Origin of the sequence: Actinoplanes regularis (assembly GCF_900188005.1) — a bacterium.
Lineage (GTDB): Bacteria > Actinomycetota > Actinomycetes > Mycobacteriales > Micromonosporaceae > Actinoplanes > Actinoplanes regularis.
Genome location: NZ_FZNR01000003.1, coordinates 559,835 through 580,022, shown reverse-complemented (window position 1 = coordinate 580,022; position 20,188 = coordinate 559,835). Strand labels below are relative to the sequence as shown.

12 protein-coding genes are annotated in these 20,188 nt (G+C 65.0%); 8 read left to right on the top strand and 4 right to left on the bottom strand.

The genetic code is table 11. The features are described from left to right. Nucleotide 1: 1 nt before the first annotated feature. Nucleotides 2-1,648: a Na+/H+ antiporter gene (locus CHC09_RS12145; RefSeq protein ID WP_089293125.1), complete on the bottom strand. Its 1,647-nt coding sequence runs from the start codon at nt 1,646-1,648 to the stop codon at nt 2-4. A gap of 280 nt (nt 1,649-1,928) precedes the next feature. Between CHC09_RS12145 and CHC09_RS12140 the strand changes: the two genes are divergently transcribed. The 8 genes from CHC09_RS12140 to CHC09_RS48365 all read left to right on the top strand — a co-directional run bounded on the left by CHC09_RS12140 (nt 1,929) and on the right by CHC09_RS48365 (nt 8,478). Next, nucleotides 1,929-2,132 carry a cold-shock protein gene (locus CHC09_RS12140; protein WP_089293124.1) on the top strand — a complete coding sequence of 68 codons (204 nt, stop codon included), beginning with the start codon at nt 1,929-1,931 and terminating at the stop codon, nt 2,130-2,132. A 990-nt stretch (nt 2,133-3,122) separates the two neighbouring features. Then, on the top strand, nt 3,123-3,821 hold the full coding sequence (locus CHC09_RS12135; protein ID WP_089293123.1) for an ATP-binding protein: 699 nt from the start codon (nt 3,123-3,125) through the stop codon (nt 3,819-3,821). Between the two features lie 263 nt (nt 3,822-4,084). Then, nucleotides 4,085-4,534 (top strand): DUF5994 family protein, encoded by a 450-nt coding sequence (locus CHC09_RS12130; RefSeq protein ID WP_089293122.1) that lies wholly within the window; start codon nt 4,085-4,087, stop codon nt 4,532-4,534. Between the two features lie 206 nt (nt 4,535-4,740). Beyond that, entirely contained in the window at nt 4,741-4,986 is a 246-nt protein-coding gene (locus CHC09_RS45075; RefSeq protein WP_143232299.1) for a hypothetical protein, read from the top strand. 190 nt (nt 4,987-5,176) lie between these two features. After that, nucleotides 5,177-5,479 carry a hypothetical protein gene (locus CHC09_RS12125; RefSeq protein ID WP_089293121.1) on the top strand — a complete coding sequence of 101 codons (303 nt, stop codon included), beginning with the start codon at nt 5,177-5,179 and terminating at the stop codon, nt 5,477-5,479. Between the two features lie 111 nt (nt 5,480-5,590). Further along, nucleotides 5,591-6,730 carry a glycosyltransferase gene (locus tag CHC09_RS12120; RefSeq protein WP_089293120.1) on the top strand — a complete coding sequence of 380 codons (1,140 nt, stop codon included), beginning with the start codon at nt 5,591-5,593 and terminating at the stop codon, nt 6,728-6,730. Beyond that, nucleotides 6,727-7,794 (top strand): glycosyltransferase, encoded by a 1,068-nt coding sequence (locus tag CHC09_RS12115; protein WP_089293119.1) that lies wholly within the window; start codon nt 6,727-6,729, stop codon nt 7,792-7,794. The genes CHC09_RS12120 and CHC09_RS12115 overlap by 4 nt, the downstream gene beginning before the upstream one ends. 561 nt (nt 7,795-8,355) lie before the next feature. Further along, the gene (locus CHC09_RS48365) at nt 8,356-8,478 is read left to right on the top strand and encodes a hypothetical protein (RefSeq protein ID WP_275407944.1); all 123 of its coding nucleotides are present in this window, start codon (nt 8,356-8,358) and stop codon (nt 8,476-8,478) included. Nucleotides 8,479-9,055: 577 nt separating this feature from the next. Here CHC09_RS48365 and CHC09_RS12105 read toward each other — a convergent pair. The 3 genes from CHC09_RS12105 to CHC09_RS12095 are packed head-to-tail and all read right to left on the bottom strand — an operon-like array spanning nt 9,056 to nt 19,782. Continuing rightward, nucleotides 9,056-9,931, bottom strand: a complete 876-nt coding sequence (locus CHC09_RS12105; RefSeq protein WP_089293117.1) for a hypothetical protein — start codon at nt 9,929-9,931, stop codon at nt 9,056-9,058. 16 nt (nt 9,932-9,947) lie between these two features. Continuing rightward, entirely contained in the window at nt 9,948-16,244 is a 6,297-nt protein-coding gene (locus tag CHC09_RS12100) for an RHS repeat-associated core domain-containing protein (protein ID WP_179277054.1), read from the bottom strand. A gap of 28 nt (nt 16,245-16,272) precedes the next feature. After that, nucleotides 16,273-19,782: a LamG-like jellyroll fold domain-containing protein gene (locus tag CHC09_RS12095; RefSeq protein ID WP_179277053.1), complete on the bottom strand. Its 3,510-nt coding sequence runs from the start codon at nt 19,780-19,782 to the stop codon at nt 16,273-16,275. Between the last annotated feature and the right edge of the window lie 406 nt (nt 19,783-20,188).

Genomic DNA, 20,188 nt, shown 5'->3' with positions numbered 1-20,188 from the left:
TTCACCGGCGGGCCGGCCGGTCCGGCAACAGCCGCTCCTCGAGATCCAGTTCGCGTTCCAGCACGCGCAGGCCCTCGTCGGACAGCCGGCCGGCATCGCGCCAGCGCAGGCACTCCTCCCGCTGGGCATCGATGGCCACCCGGCGCACGTGCAGGGCGGCCTCGTACTGCGGCGAGATCGGCGGACCCGCCGAATCGTTGTCGCGCAACAGGGAGAGCCGGTCCCGGTAACGGCTCAGCCGGGCCCGCAGCTGCTCACGCATCGGTTCGATCACCTGGCCGCTGATGTCGTCGTTTCCCTGGTCCTCGAGCTCGTTGAGCGCGGTGAGGGCGGCCGCGACGGATGCCGCCCGCGCCTCGTTCCGGAGAAGGGCCTGATCGTTGTCGTCCGCGCGCAGCCCCAGTGCCCGGACCATCGGCGCGAACGTCAGGCCCTGCCCGACCAGGGTGACGAGCACGACCACGACGGTGCAGAACAGGAGCAGGTCGCGAGCGGGGAACCGGGCCCCGGTCTCGGTGACCAGCGGCAGGGTGAAGATCGCCGCGAGACTGATCACGCCCCGCGTACCGGCCCAGCCGAGGATCACGATCTCTCGGCCGGTCCATCTCACGGACGCCCTCTCGCCCGTTCCGCCTCGGTTCCAACGGGTGTGCAGCACTCCGGGTAACAGCAGGGTGAGCACCAGCCACAGCGGTCGTAGCAGCAGGGTGACGCCCACGGTGATCGCGACCGCGACGACGACGGTGGCGGCTTCGTATCCCGCCAGTCCTCGGATGACCTCGGGCAGTTGCTGACCGATGAGCAGGAACACGAAGCCCTCGAGCAGGAAGTCGACCAGCCGCCAGACCGCACTGGTCTGCAGGCGGCCCGCTCCCGAAGCGGACCGCGGCGTGTGGTGCCCCACGATCAGCCCGGCCACGACCACGGCCAGCACACCGGAGACGTGTGTCACCTCACCGAGGAGGTAGGCGCCGAACGGTGTGGCCAGCGACACGGCGTTCGCCAGTATCGGATCGCCGCTGAGCGGCCGGGACAGCAGGCGGACGGCGAAGGCGACCAGTGCGCCCGCGGCCACTCCGCCTGCGGCGGCGAGCAGGAACTGACCGAGGGCGGCCGGCGCCGAGAACCGGTCTCCGGTGGCCGCGGCGACCGCGACGCTCAGGACGGTGAGCGCGGTGGCGTCGTTGAGCAGTCCCTCACCCTGGATCAGGGTAATGATCCGGGGTGGAAGCCCCGCCTTGCGACCGACGGCGAGCGCGGCGACCGGGTCGGGTGGCGCGACCGCCGCACCGACCGCGATGCCGGCGGCCAGGGTCGCGCCGGTGACGAACCACGCGAAACCCAGGCCGATCAGCAGTGCGGTGAGCAGGACCAGGACCACCGACAGGCTGACCACGGTACGCAGATTGCGGCGGATCGCGACCATGGACGAGTCCAGGGCGGCGCTGTACAGCAGCGGCGGCAGCACGAACGCCAGGACGATGTCCGGATCGAGCGGGATGTTGGGGCCCGGCAAAACGGCGTATCCGATGCCGATGATCGGCAGCAGCGCGGCGGCGGGCAGCCCGGTCTGTCCGGCGACCCAGCGCACCACCGCGACCACCGCGATAAGGGCGAGGACAAAGATCAGAACCGGCTCGACATCCATCGTCTCATCCTTACGGACCGCCCTAAGTCGGCCGCAGAAACCGGTGCCGGGTAACGCCGAGCCGGAAACCCGCGGCAAGATTCCGGGTCGGCAGCCGAATTTCTGTGTTACGGTTGCCCCGTTGCAGTTTTGATTTCCGTAGACGTTTTTGGCGCCTGATGGGTTATCTGAACCCTTCCAGGCGCTTTCTCGTTTTCCGCGTCGATGCGATGCGGATGATCAACGCGGCGGCGCAAGGGTCCGCACAGTGCGGATTCCGACAGCTTGCTAAGGAAAAGACATGGTTACAGGCACCGTGAAATGGTTCAACGGCGACAAGGGCTTCGGGTTCATCAGCCAGGACGGCGGCGGCCCCGACGTGTTCGCCCACTTCTCGGCGATCTCGGCGAGCGGCTTCCGTAGCCTCGACGAGAACCAGCGGGTGGAGTTCGACGTCACGCAGGGCCAGAAGGGCCCGCAGGCGGAGAACATCCGCGCTCTCTGATCCACAGACCACCGAAGGCGGCTCGACTGGTTCAGCGAGCCGCCTTCGGTATCTCTCCACTGCAATTATTCGACTGTTCACTCGATATTTCGCTGCTTCCGCGCTCTCATGTGCGTGCCGCTCGAGAAAAGACTCACTATGACGATCATCAAAGCACCAGGCGTGTCCGTATCCCGCCCGCTTTCCGACCTTTCGCGTTTCCGGCGCACCGCCCCAGCCCCGATCCTCGGGCGCCTGACACCGTTCCTCGCCCCAGCCGCCGCGGCAGATCCGGCGCCCACGCATCGTGATTCGGACCGCGGCGAGCAGGCGATGCATCGGCTTCGCCATCCGTTCGCGTCAGAATAGAGCGGGCTCCAGTCCCCACACCTGAGCCGGCGTCGTTCGCACGCCCGCTGCCGCCGCAAGCCACTCGCCCTCGGTAGGCCCCGACCGGCTGCGCCCACACCGTGACGACGCGACGCGGCGCCCGAATCCTGTCGTCCGCCGCCGCCAACCGAGAGCGATCCTGCCGGGCAGGTGGGGATCACGCGATCAACGACGCCCTGGCCAGCGGATTGACCGGTTTCCGAGTGGTCGCGGAGAGCACCACACTGGTCGCACCGACGCCCAGCGCGACGAGTTCGCCCACCACAAGAGCCTGATCACATGCGCATCGCGCCGATGCGGGCGATCTGAGCCTACGATCGAGCGCTCACCTGATGCCCGCCCCTGGCCTGCAGTGCTGAATCAGAAGTCGCGATCGTGTCCAGCCGCATTCGGAGACGGACTTCGGGGCTGGCGGCAATCGATGAGGTCCGCGCGGCGAGCCGATGGTTCAGATGGGTTACCAATGGGCAGTAGCGGGAATGCTGTCGGCTTCGGAGGTCTTGGCCCGGCCAGGAGATCGGCTCACATCATCGTCAGCTTGTAACTCCGCACAGGGTGCCCGGCGGAGGGACAGCACCGATGTCAGCAACTCCCGAGGCTCCGCTGACGTGGCGCAACGATGTGCAGGACGGTCTGCCGGTCCTGACCATGAGCGGAACGTTGACCACGGCTTCGGGACAGACGCTGCCCGACGTCGTGGTTGAGCTGCTGTCGGGAGATCAGGCTGCGATGTTGATCGACGTGTCGGCGATAGCGGTGACCGGCGAGGACGCTCTTGCGGTGTTCGGGCTGATCATGGACAGGGCCCTGCGATGGCCCGATGTACTGGTCTTGATCTGCGCCTCCCCCGCCGGAATGACCCGGACGCTCGAAGCTCACATCGATCCGAGGCTGATGGTCGGCAGCGTTGCCGCGGGCCGCGAGGTCGCTTCCCGGACGGCGCCGACGGTCACCGAGGACATGCTGCCTCTCGCCGGCGCCCCGCGCCGGGCCCGCGATGTGGTCACCGAGGCTTGCCTGCGGTGGACCGTGCCTGAGCTGGTCGGTCCGGCGTCGCTGGTAGCCAGTGAGCTGGTGACGAATGCGGCGGTACACGCGCACACGATGATGACGATGCAGATTCGACTCCGGCCATGCCATCTGCGAATCGCTGTCTTCGACGGATCACCCGCGCAGGCGGTAGCCGGCCGGCCAACGCCGGGCAGCGACGGCGGCCGTGGTCTGTGGTTGGTCGAGGCGGTCTCCGCCGTGTGGGGCTCCACGGCGCTGCCGAGCGGCAAGGTGGTGTGGTCGGCGCTGAGGCGCCCTGCAGGCGATTGAGTGCCGGCCGGGCCGCTGGAATGGCTTGAGGCTTTCGCCGCGCGCACGGTGGCTGTGCCGCCTGGGCCGGCTCTGGACGGGCCAGCCTCGTCAACGCGCCGACCGGGCCGGCGCCGTTGACAAAGCCGCCCCCGGCGGCACGCGCTGCCGGCCCTGATGCGCGTACCATGAGGGAGACACCGGCATCTCTACGTTTTTCCGACGAGGCGCAGGTCGCGCCCACCTCTCAATGACGCAGATGCCCTCCAACGAGAGGCATTGTCATGAACCAGAGCACCCGAGTCCCGGCAGCACGAGCACCGGATGACGCTGTACGCCTGCGGCTGGACCCGCACCCCGCCCGGACCAACACCCTCGACGGCGCCTGGTGGCCCCGCTCGACGAACGCGGCCAGCGAACTCCCCAGCCTGGTCGAGACCCTGGGCGAACGCCGAGGCAAGATCACGCACGTGCTTCTGAACTCCACCGAATGGGACCTCCCGCATCCCCAACGGGCCGGCGGCGGCCGCCAGGCGGTGCGGCTCGGCTGGTACACGTCCCAACCGGCCGGATTGATCACCATCATCAACGAATTCGGGGAAGACCGCTTCGATCTGCTGGTCGTCCCGCCCGACGCGAGCCAGGCCTCGGCCGACACCATGTCAGCCGCCGCAGCGGACCCCACCGACAAACGCCACACTCCCGAGCTGATCGCCGAGATCGAATACGCCTGATCGCGGTAAACCCGATCAGGCGAACCAGGCTATTCGTGACTATGCGGCGTCAGTCATAGAGCGGAACGTAGCTGATCATTGGGCCAGGTTGTGGTGGCCAACCACAGCGGGCGCAGCCAGCACGAAGGCCGGTAGGACGTCTGCGCTCATCGCCCGGTTCTCCGTTGGAAGGGATTTTGGAAGCCTGTTCGGCACCATCCCGCATCATGGCGATCGGCTTCGATCAACAATTGCGTGCTACGTTGGGCCCCAGGGAATCGTTTTTCAGCGATGGCACCTGTCTTATTGCAATATTCAAGGGTGCCCGAAATCGTCCACGGCAGCGACACGACGTGCCGCCGTGTGACCGTCCGCTGGGTTTTATTGGCGAGCACGACGACCGGCCCGCCAGCCAGGATTTTTCCCTTGACGAGCCGGTCGCCTCGTCATTGGAAGGACGCAAATCGCGATGACACCTGCCGCCACAGGCTCATTGAGACCGAAAATGAAATCGGCCTCGCCCCGGCCCGCTGTGCTGAATGGCGAATGGTGGCAGCGCCCTACAGACTTCGCGGCCGAACTCCCCGCGCCGGTCGCCACCGCGGGAGACCGCCGCGGCACCGTCACCCACTCCACCCAGGCCCTGCTGGACCCATCAGGGCAGTGACCGAGACGGGCTTTGGCTGCTCCCGGAAGGAGCTGATCGTGCCGGAAAATCCTGAATTGATCATTAGGTTGCACCCGGTCGGCGGTGAGGACGTGTCGGTGCTTACCCAAGATTTCGCGAGCCCGAAAGAGGCAGTCGAGGCGGTTTCCCGGGCCTTGGATGAGCGGCGCACCTTGATCCTGACCCGGGCCAGATACAACCGGGAGGCCGGCGAGAACGCCGTACTCGTCAATCTGGCCAACGTGGTGTCTGTGCGAGTGGCAAGGCAGGACAGCGAGGACACCGGTCAGTATCTGTAGCCAAGTTCCAGCGGCACCCGCCACACACGCTGGCAGGGTCCGGCGCCGTCACCGCGTGAGGACAGCCGACGCGTCATCCGCGGCGGCGCCGACGACTGGAAGGTACGGCACATGACCATCAGATTCGGATTTCTCAGCACTCACCCGCCTACCCGCTGCGGCCTGGCGACCTTCAACTCCGCGCTTGCCACCCACCTCGGCAAGGCCGGCATGCCCGGCGGCGTCGTACGGGTCGCGGCGCATGGCGACGACCCCACCGCCGTGCCCGGGGTGGTGCACACCTGGATGACCACGACACCGGCCGGCTGGCGCGACAGCGCCGAGGCGCTGAACAATTTCGACATCGCTGTCGTCCAGCACGAGTACGGCATCTACCCCGGCCGCGACGGCGGAGAGGTCCTGTCCGTGCTCCGGCGGCTCACCGTGCCGAGCCTTGTCGTCCTGCACACCGTGCTGACGCATCCCACCCCGAGCCAGAAGTCACTGCTCGAGCAGATCGTCGCTGCCGCCGACGCGGTCGTGACCATCACCAGGGCCGCGCGCGACCGGCTGCTGCTCGGCTACGCCGTAGACGCCACGAAGGTCTCCGTAATTCCGCACGGCGCCTCCGACTACGCCGGCCCACCGAGCCGCCGGAACTCGCAGCCGCACCTGCTCACCTGGGGCCTGTTGGGACCAGGCAAGGGCATCGAATGGGCGCTGCGCGGCCTGGCGCTGCTGCAGAACCTCAAGCCCGCGCCCGTCTACACCGTGGCGGGCCGGACACATCCCAAGGTCGCTGAACTCCACGGCGAGGCGTACCGGGCGGGTCTGCACCGGCTCGGCGCCGCACTCGGCATCGCGCAGAACGTGCGCTACGAGTCGGCCTACCTCGACGAGGCGGCACTCGGGGAGATCATTCGCTCCGCCGATGTCGTCGTGCTGCCGTACGACTCCATCGAGCAGGTCACCTCGGGCGTCCTCGTCGAGGCCGTGGCGGCACGGATCCCGGTCGTCGCGACCGCGTTCCCGCACGCGGTGGAACTGCTCACCGACGGACCCGGCCTGCTCGTACCCCACAAGAACCCGGCAGCTCTCGCGACTGCCATCAGGAGACTCCTCACCAAGCCCGACCTGGTCGCCACCCTGCGCGAACGCAGCGGTCACGCCGAACCGGCGCTGCGGTGGCCCGCGGTTGCCCGGCGGTACCACGAACTCGCCGCAACACTCGTCGGCGCCGATGCCCACCCCGTCACCGTGGCCAGCGCATGACCGTCAGGGCTACCGTGCCGGCGCCGACAGCCGGCTGGACCGTTCCGGCTCCCTCCTTCGCACACCTGGCACGGCTCACCGACGACACCGGCCTGTTCGAACATGCCCGGCACGCCACCGTCCGCCGCGAGCACGGCTACTGCACCGACGACGTCGCCCGGGGCCTCGTGGTCGCCAGCCGCGAGCCCGACCCCTCCGCCGAGGTGATGCGGCTCGCGGAACGCTATCTGGCCTTTCTCGCCCACGCCCAGAACGCCCATGGCGCCTTCCACAATCGGCTCGGGTTCAACCGGACCTGGACCGATCAGCCCGGTCTAGGGGACTGGTGGGGGCGTGCCCTCTGGGGCCTCGGGACCGCCGCTGCCCGCTACCCGGTTCCGTGGATCCGCCAGGAAGCCCTGCTCGCTTTCACCCGAGGAGCCTCCCGCCGAGCCGTCGCGCCGCGGGCAATGGCATTCGCCGCGCTGGGCGCCGCCGAACTGCTGCGCGCCGACCCCGGCAACGAACCGGCCGCCGCCCTTCTCGCCGACGCCGCAACGACGATCGGGCCTCCGGATCCCGATCCACGCTGGCCCTGGCCACAGCAACAGCTCACGTACGCCAATGCCGCGCTCGCCGAAGCCGTCATCGTCGCCGGCGACCTTCTCGACAACCCACCGGCCCTGGCCGCCGGCCTGCGGATGCTGAAATGGCTGCTGGACATCCAGACCAGCGACGGCCACCTGTCGGTCCTGCCGTCAGCGGGGTGGCAACGCGACACCCCTAGGCTGCGGCACGACCAGCAACCGATCGAGGTGGCGGCGCTGGCCGACGCCTGCGCCACCGCCGCCACCATCACGGGCGGTCAGATCTGGTACGCGGCGGTACGCCAGTCCATCGCCTGGTTCCTCGGTGACAACGACGGCGGGCAGGTCATGTGGGACCCGGCAACCGGCGGTGGCTATGACGGGCTGACCCCGCACGGACCCAACCTGAACCAGGGCGCCGAGTCGACTCTTGCTCTCATCTCCACCCTCCAGCACCGGGCCACGGTCACCGTGTTCAACAACGAAGGACCGAAGTAGCACGCGATGCAATCAGGAGAACAGAAAGTGGCCGGACGCAAGCACCCGGCCACTTCGCTTCTGAGCTGCGGAAACAGCCGTTTCTAGCCCTTCAGGAGCTGCCGGGCCATCACGATCCGCTGCACCTGGTTGGTGCCTTCGTAGATCTGGGTGATCTACGATCACACCAGCTCTGAACTGCGAAAACTCGACTCCCAGGCCTTCGAACCAGGATTTGCCCAGGATCCCCCAGAGCCGTCGACAGGCTTTCCGCCCCCTTCTCAAAGCTTCCCATCGACAGGCCCAGATAAATGCCTCATTCACCAGCAACCGAAAACAACCAGTAATGACCAGCACAACCGGCTGGGACTAGAGTGGACTTAGCGGTCCGAGACTCGCGATACACGTCGTGGGCGAGGGCCGGACATCACTCAGCGTAGATCTTTCATAAACTGCGTAGGACCACGGCTCACCTGGTTGGTCGCGCGGACCTGCGCCACTGCGACGCAGCGCCTCCCGAGGTTCAGTGTCATCGGCCGGTGTTGCATTTCCCAGGGATGGCTAATCATGCCGTCGCTCTGAGTGATCGACGGTGTGGCCCTGAGCGACGTCGGTTTAGGTATCGGCGTCCGCTTCACGCCTGGCACTTTCCGCCTCGACGCGACGCCGCTCCGCTTCCTGCCGGTGGCTGGCCACATTCTCTGAATCGTTCGCAGCCGCTCGTTCGTGCGCCCGATAGGCAAGATCATGGTCTCTCGCCCCGCTACGGTGCGCGACAGCCGATCGTTCACGGCTCTCCGTGGGCGCGTCGCAGTGCCGGTCGTCCTGCTGATCGCCTCGCCTATCGGTCTTCCCATCGGACGACCTATCGCTAACCGGTGGCCTCACCTGTGCGTTTTGTCACGGGGACTTGCCGAGATGAGCGAATATCGCGTCACTCCGGCCGTCCCCGCGATCCGCCTCGGGTCACCCCACGCATGAGTCAGCCAGTCGGTCTGCCGGCGAGCGGAGCCACGGAGCGGCGATCGATCCGGGGATCGACCGCAGGGTCGGCGGCGTGCTGAGCGGCAGGGACGGCACGAGCGTCGCGATTACGGCGATGCCGGCCAGGGCCGCCAGCGGCTCTCGTTGAATGACGACCGCCACCCAGCCGGGGAAGCAGGAGCCGGCAACTGATCAGTAGGACACGCGCGCCCCGCGCCTCGACCTTCGTTGCTTTCCCAACGGGAATATACGGGCACGGGCGGGAAATCCATGCTTGCAAGATCTCCCGCCCCTGCCTTTACCGCTTACCGACGTTGCCAGCTCGGACAGAGTCGCTGGAGTACCGGTAGGCCAGCGGCATTGTGCCCGCTGGCAGGAAGGGTGTCAGCACCGGAAACACCTTGGCTGCTGCCTCGTCGTTCCAGTCGTCGAAGTGTTCCGTCGCTTGCAGCCACACTTCACCGTGCGGCAATGCCTTCACCCGGAAGAACGCACCCGTCGCGGCCAACGCCTCAGCCCCGCCAAGTCGTGCCGCGATGCCGGCCGGAATCACCGTCACCCACGCAAAGCCGCGTAACACCGACCTCGCCTCCGGCAACGACTTGAACGGTGACAAACCCAGGTCCCGCTCCTGCATCGTGTGCTCACCGCCGCCGTGCCCATACGTGACCTCCGCATAGTCAACCGCCCGGATCGACACTAGGTCCTCCAGGAATGCGATTATCCGCGACTCCCCCGCCCCGCCGTCGAACAGCAGCTCGTGACGGGACTTCAAAACCAAGTTCACCACGTCCGGCTCATAGCGGTCCAGCCGCATTGACATGAAGTAGGGCGATTCAAAGTGCGCCGCCCTGCGCCACTCAAACTCCGGTCTCGCCGCGGGGATCAAGGGGCTGACTTCGAACAACGCATCGGGCAGTCGATCAAGCTCAGCCACGAACTGGTGCCACTGCCCCTCCGCGTAGGAAAGCGATGTGCCGGCCCCCATAGACGTCACGAAGCCGCGCGGCGCCACGACTCCGGCCAGGACCGGATCGTCCCCGTCGACCATCGCCCGCAACTGTCCGCCAAGCAGCTCCCAGCCCAGCTCGAACCACCGTCGGGCCACAGTCGCCGCACCGCCTGGATCATCCCCCACATGCAGCGAGGTCAGGATATGCACGGCCTGTTCCATCGGATCGTTTGTCACGTCAGCCCGCCAATGCCCAGTCTTCCGCTACAAAGACGCTCGTCACTACGGCCGCCCCGCCCACCGTTGCGGCGCAGACAACGGACAGTACGCAGGCAGTAACGCCAGTGCCCACCACTACAACCCCTGCGACGATCCCTGTAACAGCCCACCAATTTGTCTGTTCCTTAACGGCCCCAAGGGATCGAACCTCAACAGTCGACTCCGGGTAGCCCGCCTTCTCATCCTCCCAGAAATCGTCCACGATTTCCTTAGCCTCCTCCCAGGCTTCCTTATACTCGCGTGGAACGGATTTTCTGTTCTCATAACGATGGACCTTATACAGCTCAACGCCGGCCTCGTAAGAATTGACTTCGACAACGTTACGCGACGAGCTCATGTCCTCACCAAAGTCGGTCGGGGGAATGAAGGCGCCTAGGGGCCCTCGGATTACCAACTTATTGGCTGCCCTCGGGTCAGATTTTACGTTCTCAATGTGCTTGTCGACATCTTTGGGACCTTGGGTTTGCCCATAATAGTTGTCGGGCTTGACCTCCCAAACCCACACCTCGCCGGTCTTACAGTTCCAGCAGATGATGTCCGCGCCGCCGCCCATATGATCCGCATAGTCCGAACTGACCCGCAACGGCTGATTGCCGTTCTGGGCACGGAAACGGGCCTCGTTAAGCTTGAGGTTACGTATGCGCAAGGCGGTCGCCGTGTCGTGGGCTGGTGTATTGTTTTTGCCCCTTGTCGTGTTCGCTCGTATGGCAGCCTGCTGGTTCATGATCTTCACGCCCTGGTCGCCAGGCAGATCTGGCCGCAGGCCGGTTGGGTCGGTCAACGTCGTCGGATTGTTGTTGGCGTACGAGTAGCCGTGCATTTGCTGCGGATCGGTGTAATCGACAATTGGATCCGGTGAGATGAACCGGCCGATGACTGGGTCGTATTCGCGAGCGCCGAGGTGCACCAGGCCGGTAGACGGGTCTGCCGTCCCTCCGACGAAGCTTTTCTCGTCGGGCCAGGATGTCGCGCCGGCCGTTCCGGTGCCTCGTGGTGCACCGAATGGGGTGAAGTAGCGACGCTCGGTCGCACCAGTTTGCCCATCGATCGTCGTGATGGCGGTGCCCTGGTGGTTGTCGGTCATGAAGTTGACGCCCTTCACCGTGCGTACAGCCTTGGCACCACTGCCGAGGTCGAGGGTGCGGGTGCCAGTGATCGCCTTGGTCTTGGCGTCGAGGCGCAACTCCGTGCCGGGCAGGTAGAGGGTGGTCGCGTCCGGATCTTTGCGCAGGATTCGTCCACCATCCGCGTCGTATTGGAAGGTAGTGCGCTTGGTGCCTTCGTTGATCTCTGCAACGCGTCCCTCGGCGTTCCAGGTGAGAGCCTGTTCGGCGGTCGCACCGGCTCGCGCGATGGTGTTGCCGGCGTCGTCGTATTCGAAACGCTGAGTCGTGACGACGTTACCGATCTTAGTGTCGATGCTGGCCAGGGTCTTGGGCTGGTCTGTGTTTGCGTCCGGGTATCGGTAGGTTCGTTCGATGTTGGCGCCGCCGCTGACGGCGTGCAGTATTTCGGTCCGGCGGCTACCTGCAGCGTCGTAGGTGTACGACTGCCAGTAGGGTGCCGGCCCGTCGAAAGTGGCGCCCTCTTCCGGCGTGCTGGCGCAGGGATTGGTCGCTGTGGTGCCGGAGGCCCAGGCGTCGGTCAGTCGGCCCAGCAGGTCGTAGGAGAAGCATTGGACGTCATGCTGTCCCGTTGCAGGCGCGTCGGCGAGGGATAGCACGTTGCCCGAGTCGTCGTAGGTATAGCTGAGGCTGGTGCTCTCCTCGAGCACGCCAGCGCGGCGGGCCTTGGTTGTGGCCGTTTTCAGCCTGCCGGTGCCCCGTTCCCACTTGGAGGTCAGCTCTGCGACCGTGTCCGTGCCCATGGACATCGAAATTTTCTGGACCTGGCCGGTGTAGCTGTAGAGAGTGCTGGTGACGTAGGGGATGGAAGCTCCTGTGCCGAGCGTGCCGGTGACGGTGGTCCGGCGCTGGTTATCGTCGTATTTGCTTACGACGGTCTCTGCGGGTAGGTCGCCGGCGGCGGGCATCCCGTTGGCCTGCACCGTGCCATCCGGGTTGTACGTTGTGGTGAAGGAGTACGTCCCGGCGAGCTTGTCCTCGGATGTCGGGATGGAGTAACGAGTGACGGTTGGCCGGTACATGTCATCTCGGGTTGGGAAGATGATGCTGTACGCGTTGGCTCCGTCGAATCGCTGGCTGTAGCTCAGTTGCCCCTTGTAGTAGCGGTCCCAGGTCCACGCGAGCAGCTTGGTGCCCTTGTCGTCGTCGCCTTCGTAGGTCGCCGTGCGGCGGCCGAGCGCGTCGTAGGTCGTGGTCATCCGCTGGCCTCGGCCGTCCTTGACCCAGGTGATCCGGCCCATCTTGTCGTAGCGGTACTCGGTGGTGCCGGCGTCTGGGTCGATCGTCCGCTTCTGACGACCGAGCAGATCGTAGAAATGCTCGTATTTGTTGCCGGCCTGGTCGGTGACTTTCGTAACCTGTCCCTGCACCGAGTACTCGTAGCGGATCCGGTCGTATCCGTTGGTCCGTGCGGCGTTCCGGTAGTTGCGGACCTCGGTCGTGTTGCCGCGGACGTCCTGGAATGTGGTAGTCGGGGTGCCGCCTTGAGGCGGGTCGACCTCGACCCTGTCACCGAGGTGACGAGTGACCGTGCGCCAGCGCTCGTCCCCTGCGACTGTGAAGATCTCAGCCGTTACACGGTTAGCACCGTCGTAGACGACGTTGGTGGCGCCGTCTGTGTCTCCGGTGCGGATGGTGTTCTCGTCCAGGAGCACTCCGTCGGGCTTACCGGTGGTGTAGTAGGGATCCGTGCTGCGTCGCACGGCACCGCTGCCGTTGTAGAAGACGTCGTTGACCAACCGGCCACCGTCGGGGCCAACGGTCTGCTTCTGCCGGGTTCGCATCAAGGCATCGTAAATTTGGTATTCGCTGCGATAGCTACCCGAGTTAGTAATCTTATCGGTACGGACGAATGACGCTTTGTCTTTTGAATACACGTAGGTGTAGACGAGGCTTGGGCTATTCGTGGAACGGCGATCCGGCAACCAAACCTTGATGATTCGGCCGAGAGAGTCGTACGCATGCACGTTGGTCTTGCCGTTCAGGTCTACCTGTTCGATCGGCAGGCCCCATTGCGGTGCGTAGCGAACCCAGGTCGTGCCCTGCTTAAGGGCATTCTCGGTGTCGATCCGAGTGGTCAGGCCGTTCGTGGTGGTGTAGGTCGTCGTGGTGGTTTTGCCCTCGGCATCGGTGGCGGCCTTTACTCGGCCGTAGTCATCGAAGGCGGCGGTCGACGCGGTCATAAATTTGGACCCGCTGGCGGTGTGTTCTTCCAGTCGGTCGGTCCGAGTCGTGTTGCCTGCGCCGGTCAGCTCACCAAGTACGGTGGACTGATCGTAATATGTCTGTGTGGCGCTGACTGTCCGAGTGGCGGGGTCGTAGTCGGCGCCGCAGGCGGCGGCGACGACAACCACCTCCGAGATGTAGGTGCGCATCCATTTCTCGGTATTGTCAGCGTACTTGGTGGTGGTGCATCGATCATCGTCGGCAATCGACGTATCTCCCTGGTCGTCGAACTGGGTGACCCGACCGGCTTTCGGATCGAACGTCTCGGTTGATCGCATCGTTCGCCAGCCTTCAGGAGTGGCGACGTATCCTCGCGTGACCGATGTCCGTGCTACCCAGGCGCGCAGAGACCCCCAGGTGTACTTCTCGGTGCCGGTCGCATACTGGTCGGTCGCCACCTCGGCAGCCCAGGGCTCGGTGATCTTCTTGGAAACGATGTCTGCGCCGTCATAGACGATGGTCTCGAGGAGCAAACCGCTGTATTCGTCGCGGTCGGTGTACTTCTTATCGGTCGAGTCGGTCACCGAGACGTCGTAAGTTCCACCGTCGGGGTTCTTGTCGCCGTCGAGGCCGCGCAGATAGAAGACGTCTGAGCGAGCGGGCATGACCGCACCGTCCCCGCTGGTGATTTTGACGTGCTGATAGCCACGCCAGTCGCTCCAGGTGCGGAACTTGTCCGCTGTGACGCCGTCCGCGGCGGAATAGTGCCATCCAGCGTCGCCGACGTAGTCGTAGTGGACGACCATCTGGTCTCCGCCACCGGTCGGGTCGCTGACCTTGGTCTCCTCTACCACGTACTTGTAGAACCAGTCGGTGATCGGCTCCTCATAACCGGGGGGATTCCATTTAACAGGGAAGCAGCGACGCGTGCTTTTGCCGACGGCTGGGACGTCGGTAGGCGAGCAGTCAGGGTCGGCGTAGTCGACGAAGGTGTGACCCCCGGACTCGGTGTCGATGGTCGCCAGACGTGGCCGAACCAGTGGAGAGAATCCGTCCGGCTTGTTGCCGCGGTCGTCGATCCGGTTGGCCAGCAGCATCGGGCCGAGATCGGTGGTGGGCAGGGTGATGTCGTCACCGGCGAGCCCGGTGTGGGTGATCTGGTAGGGCCAGAGGCTGTAGCTACCGTCGCCGTTGTCGGTGAACGAGTGCGTGATCGTCCACTTCTGAACGTCTTCGTAGGTGGTCGCGCTCGCCTTGATCTGTGTCGTCACCTCTTGGAGCCGTACCCTGCTCCAGAACGACGGCGACTTCTGCTCTTTCTTGCATTTCGTGCCTACGGCACAGTTGCGGTCGAATGGGGTGTCCGGCCAGTTCGTCGCAGTGTCCGCCGTTAGTTTGTTCGCAGCACATGCGGCGTCACTAACGATGCAACGTTCCTTGGGGGTGAAAGCGACCCGGGCCGGCGCGAGGCCTGCGCTGTACACAGCCCCAGCACGCTGGCCGTAGTCTATGTACTTCAGGTACCCGCCGCGGTCGTAAGCTCGGCCGACCACGTCGGTCTTGCCGGCTAGTGCGTAGGCGTTCTTTTCCTTCTCGTAGAAGAAGGACATCGCGTTGCCGTGCGGGTCAACGACATAGTCGAGGTTCCAACGCCAAGCCTGGTCGCAGACTGAGTCAGCGAACGTGTCTGCCTTGCATGGCTCCTTGTCGTCATCGCCGTAGACCGGAACCGTCCACGTGGACTGGGTCTCCGTCTTCCCATCTGTCCAGCCGGGAAGCCGGTTGCGGCCAAACCAGTATTGGGTTCCGTCGCCTGAAGTCACCCGCCAGTACTCGCCGTTGTCGTCACCGTTCGCGATGCTCTTGTCGGAAAGGTATTCGATTTTCGACCCGTCGTCTTTGGCAACCCGCCACTCGCCGCTTTCGTCGTCCTGCACCAGTTCACCGGACTGACCGGCGATAGAGATGCTGACGGCGTTGCGGGCGTAGCAAAGGTCGCTGACGTCCTTGTGCCCGTCCTCGGAGCACGGACGGTAACGACGCTCGATGTAGCCGGGATCGTACGAAAATCCCTCGCCGATCCACGACGACTGGTTGTTCGAGGCGGATGTCCGGCCGTCGACCGCTTGCGACGAGTAGTTGATCGTTACGGTCGGCTTCAGCCCTCCGGGCACCGGCGGCACCGTGAAGGGGTAAGACCAAGCGAACGCGCCCGAGTTCGCCGACACCGACCACTGCGAGGACGGAGACAGCGAGGTCGCCGCGTAGTCGCCCTGCGACGAGGAATCCTCGGCTTCCAGTGCGAACAGGTCACCGGCCGCCGCCGTTACGTCAGCGGTGACAGTCTTCGCTTGAGCATCGTTCGATGCAGTGACGGATTTCCGCTCGGTACAGGCCGCACCGCCTTCCGCGCATCCTGGCAGCCTCACCAGGGTTAGTCGGGCACCGTAGTCGCCACCGTACATGTTGGCGACGTTTTCGTAGCCGACCGTCATCGCCAGTCGCTGCGGCTGCTCGGAATTCTGCTTGGCATCAACCTTGAGGACCACACCGTCCACCCCGAGAGCCCGGGATCGAGCCTGATCGAAGACCTCGACTCGGGCCGCGCGACTAGGCACGCGAGACTCCGTCGTCACACCGTCAGCAGGCCGACCAGCTTTCTTGGCGCTTGCGCTGATCCGGATCTTGATGCCACCGACTTCGAGTGGCGAGTTGCCAACCGGGACGTGCGCGGTTCCGCCTCGCGGCCACTTGCCGTTTGGAAGTTTGGTGGAGACCTTCGGGATGGATGGCACCGCGCGCGTCTTGAACTCGCCTACCTTGACCGGCTTACCCGGCGAGACAGGTGTCGCTCCATCGCTTTTGGGTGCTGCAGCCGCAGGCTCGGCGACGCCCTGAAGGATCCCGGCAGTGAGGACCAAAGCAAGTGACGAAGCCGTTGCCCGCCGGAAGCGGGGCGTGTGCATAGATGCCCTTCTTGAGGATAGCCGCATGTCAGGCCTCCGGCAGTTCGTTGATGGGTTGGCCGAGCAGCTGAACCATGGTCTGGTCGGCCACGCCGGCGTAAACGCGTACGTCGTCGATTGCGCCAGACAGGTGCTCGGTGTAGCCGCCAGCAACTAGTGCACGGCCTAATTGCAGACCGCCGGTGGATTTCCAGGCGTGGTCGAACGCCGCCGTGGATGTCTCGACCAATTGGCCGTCGACGTACAGCCGGATTTGGTCGGCGAAGTTGTCGTAGACCACGGCCAGGAAGATGCCGCTGTCCTGGCTCGTGGGTAGAACGTTGGTGACGACCGTGCTGTGATCGGGGTCGGTGGACACGTCGTCGGCGTGCGGTAGGACCAGTTCCCACCTTCCGCCGTCATCCCCCGGCGCGTAGCGGACGCGGAAGGCGCTGGCTTTGGTGCCGCTCTGCGCTACAACCGTCATCGGCCGTTCCGCGTCGAGCGACGCGAGTCGAACTCGAGCGGTGACTGTGTAACTGTCCGAGGTTTGCACTACTGGCACGCTGGTGGCCGCGTAGTCGTCAGTGCCGTCCAGTTCCAGATGGCCGTCTCCAACCAGCGGTGGGAGGCTGAACTCGTCCACAGCGTGGTAGAAGGTTGGGCCTCCGGACAGGGTGAGCGCGGGCCCGCCCCCGCTCTCCGGCGTGCTGGTCTCGGTGCCTTCGTTGAGCTGCCAGTAAGCGAGCCGTTGCGGCACCAGCTTGAAGAGCATGGCGACGTCTAGGTCGACCGCGATCCGGTCGAAAATCCGGATGTCGCTGAGTTCACCGTGCCACGGGTCAGCATAGGCGCCGTGGCGTAGCCGGCCACCGATCTGCACGTGGCCGCGCGCGTTCACCTGGCTGCGGCGCACCGCAGTACCTGTGGACGCGCCGTTGACGTACAGCGCAAGGCTGTTCTTCTCCTCGTCGAACGCAGCCACAAGATGGGTCCATTCGCCAACTGCGGGCTTGCCTCCACTGACGCGGAAGTCGCCCAGGCTGCGTACGTCGGTAGCGGAGAGCGCGAACGACCAGGTGTCGGCCGCCTTCTGATAGCCGAGCGTGAATACTGCTTCACCGGTGCCGTCCATGCTGACGGCGACGTGGTCGGTGTCCTTGTCGGCGAGTCGTACCCAGGTGCTGACGCTGAAGCTGCGCGTGGTGTCGACGACTCCTGTTGCTCCGGTCAGGCGGGTGCCTGGTTGACCGTCGAGACGTGCAGCGAAGTCCGCACCGCCCCCGGGGCCCGGCACGCCGAACTGCACACCACCGGTCGCAACCGCGGGGCTGCCACCGGACGCCTCGGCAGCCTCAGCCGCGCCCGCAGGATCCTTGAGCCGCCACTCGGCTGCGCCGATCTCTTGATTGGCGACGAAGTCGTACGAGGTGACCGCGCTGGTCTTGCCCGCTCTGTCGACGGCCATCACAGAGATCCAGCCAGAGTTCGGCTTTGTGATCAGCACTCGGACCTCGGCTTGCCCGCCGCTGGCGGCGGGCTTGACGACGTTGTTCGCCGACGGGTCCTGGTTCAGACCCCATCGATATTCAGCAGTGTCGCCGGACGATGCCGTGAATCGGAAGGTGACGTACCGGCCGACCCCGTCGTAGGCCTGATCCTCTACCGGGAACTCGACCGAGGTGATCGTCGGGGCGGTTGGGGCGCTCTTGTCGTAGACAAACTTGCAGACTCTGCTATTCCAGTCACCGGCGGTTTCGGTGTCGTAGGCACGAACCTGCCAATTGATGGTGACGTTCTCCGGGATGCCGGTCACGTTCGCCATCGGGTAGTAGAACCAGGCGCCCGAGACGTCTTCACCGGTCGGGTAGGTTTTTGAACCCGGTGAGCCGTCGAGGTTGGTCCACCACAGCTTGAACTCGCCCCGCAGCTTCTCCCGGGTGCCACTCGGATTGTCGTCGACGTCGCGCAGGATCGCCGAGAGTTTCGGCAGTTCGCTGACGTAGGAGGCAGTCTGCGGGCACACTCCGCCAGGGGTCTGCTTCACTTCGCTGTCGACAGGCTTTGACGGCTTTGTGTTGTAGCGCACCTGTAGTGAGGCGTTGCTGCAGAACTTCTTCCAGTACGAGTCGTCGGTCTCACTCGCTGCCTTGAGGCCGAAGGTCATGGTGCCTTTGCTGGCCCTCGCGGCGTTCTGTACGGCGCCTTGAACATTGAACTCGACGTTCGGATCGACCCCTGAGCAGGAATGAGTCGTCTTGGTGGGCGAAGCCGACGCCAGCTTCGTGTTCCAGGTCGGCTGATTCGCCCAAGTGGTCGTAGTGGTGATGCCGTTGGTGTCCCAGAGCTGGACCTCACGGGCGTTGCTGTCATCCACGGTGTGGTAAAGCGTGATGCGAAAGACCGCCGACAGGATGTCCTTCTTCGCGTACGCCGAGGTGGGGATCGCGAAGAGTAGCCGTTTCACGCCCGTGCCGGCGCACTCGCCGCTCCAGACAGGGCATTCGCCGACGCCCTCGAACGCCTTGCCATCGAACTTGCTGTACGCCTCATTCGGGTACCCCTTGGAGACCATCGTCCACAAGGTCCGTGACGAGCTCTTCCAAACCGGGTCGATGAAGACCGGGTAACGCGTCTTGGGATCGGTAAGCATGGCCCGGTCCGGAGTCAGGGTGATCTTGCCAGCGGCTAGATTGACGCCGACGTCCGCCTCGCGGGAGCTTTCCGCAGGCTCTTCTGCCAGTGCCTGGACGGCCTTGGCAGCCTGCTTCGTCGACTTCGCAGCTGTGACCGCAGTGCCGGAGTCCCACATTTTCGGAGCCAGGGCGTCGAAGAGCGTTCCGCCGGAAGCACTGTCCACCGCGGTGAGGCCACCGTCCGCTGACTCGCGCAACTCGACGCCATCGGAACGTACCGGCATCTGAATGGCGGCCAGTTCAGGAGCAGCCGCAGCCTCCGGAGTCTTGACCACAAGCACGTGTGAGAACCCATCGACGTCTGCACTGACCACAAGGTCGACATCGGGTAGCACATTGGCATAGGTGGCAGAATTGCCGTCCAGGGTGGGCTTGGGCAGCTCACGGTTCCAGGCGAGCTCCACCGCACGGCCGGCGCTGGACAGCTTGGCCAGCGTCGCGTCACCCCCACTGGAAAGACGCAGCCCCATCGTCGTCGCCTTCGGGACAATACGGCCGTCCGCGGCCCGAACCAGAGTTGGATCGACCGGCACCCACCGGTTGTCGCGCAGTACGCGAACCGGGCGCACATACTCCACCGCAGTCTGGGTTCCATCCGGGTTCGCAAAGACCGAACGGGCCTCTCCCCGGAAAGCTCCGATCTCGACCGGAAACCCGGTCTTTTGCGCCTCGATGTCAGCCGCTTGCGCGGTTTGCCGGATTGGTTCCGATTCCCCGGACGCAAGCAGTGCTGATTCCGTGGCTGGCAACACTTCTGGCACCGCCGGGGGTGCACCGGATCCCGCCAGCGTGTATGCGGCGAGCAGCGCCCCCAGCGCCGCTGCTATCCCGGTCCCGCGGCCTCTGCGCCCGCGTTTACTCATCCCTGCCATCCCCGTTAACTCGCACCTTCGTCGCCTAGTCCATGTCAGTTGATCGCCGTACTGAACGACGCCTTCAGAAAGGTGGGCCGCTGGCGGCCGTCAAATCGGTCTTCTAAGCGCTGCTATCGAGAGGACCCCTGCGAGAGGTTCGGCCAGTGACGACAAGGCTGGCCGAGTCGGGCCACTGGTGGCCGACTGAGCGCCATCCGAGAAACACTCGATGTGAACGCGCAAGGTCGCCGTGACGACGGCGGTCGTCTTCACCGGGTGCGCCGATACGACCCAGCGACGCCCTTGAGCAAGGCAAACTCCACGTACGACTGCCCGCTGCGGCCGATAGTCGACAGCCACATGGCCCCCCATCGGCTCAAGATCACCTTCAGCGGGGAATGTAGATCATTCGATC

Coding starts and splice junctions, on each gene's coding strand:
- CHC09_RS12145 (WP_089293125.1), bottom strand. CDS start 1,648: ATGGATGTCGAGCCGGTTCTGATCTTTGTCCTCGCCCTTATCGCGGTG.
- CHC09_RS12140 (WP_089293124.1), top strand. CDS start 1,929: ATGGTTACAGGCACCGTGAAATGGTTCAACGGCGACAAGGGCTTCGGG.
- CHC09_RS12130 (WP_089293122.1), top strand. CDS start 4,085: ATGAACCAGAGCACCCGAGTCCCGGCAGCACGAGCACCGGATGACGCT.
- CHC09_RS12120 (WP_089293120.1), top strand. CDS start 5,591: ATGACCATCAGATTCGGATTTCTCAGCACTCACCCGCCTACCCGCTGC.
- CHC09_RS45075 (WP_143232299.1), top strand. CDS start 4,741: ATGGCGATCGGCTTCGATCAACAATTGCGTGCTACGTTGGGCCCCAGG.
- CHC09_RS12095 (WP_179277053.1), bottom strand. CDS start 19,782: ATGAGTAAACGCGGGCGCAGAGGCCGCGGGACCGGGATAGCAGCGGCG.
- CHC09_RS12105 (WP_089293117.1), bottom strand. CDS start 9,931: ATGGAACAGGCCGTGCATATCCTGACCTCGCTGCATGTGGGGGATGAT.
- CHC09_RS12100 (WP_179277054.1), bottom strand. CDS start 16,244: ATGCACACGCCCCGCTTCCGGCGGGCAACGGCTTCGTCACTTGCTTTG.
- CHC09_RS12115 (WP_089293119.1), top strand. CDS start 6,727: ATGACCGTCAGGGCTACCGTGCCGGCGCCGACAGCCGGCTGGACCGTT.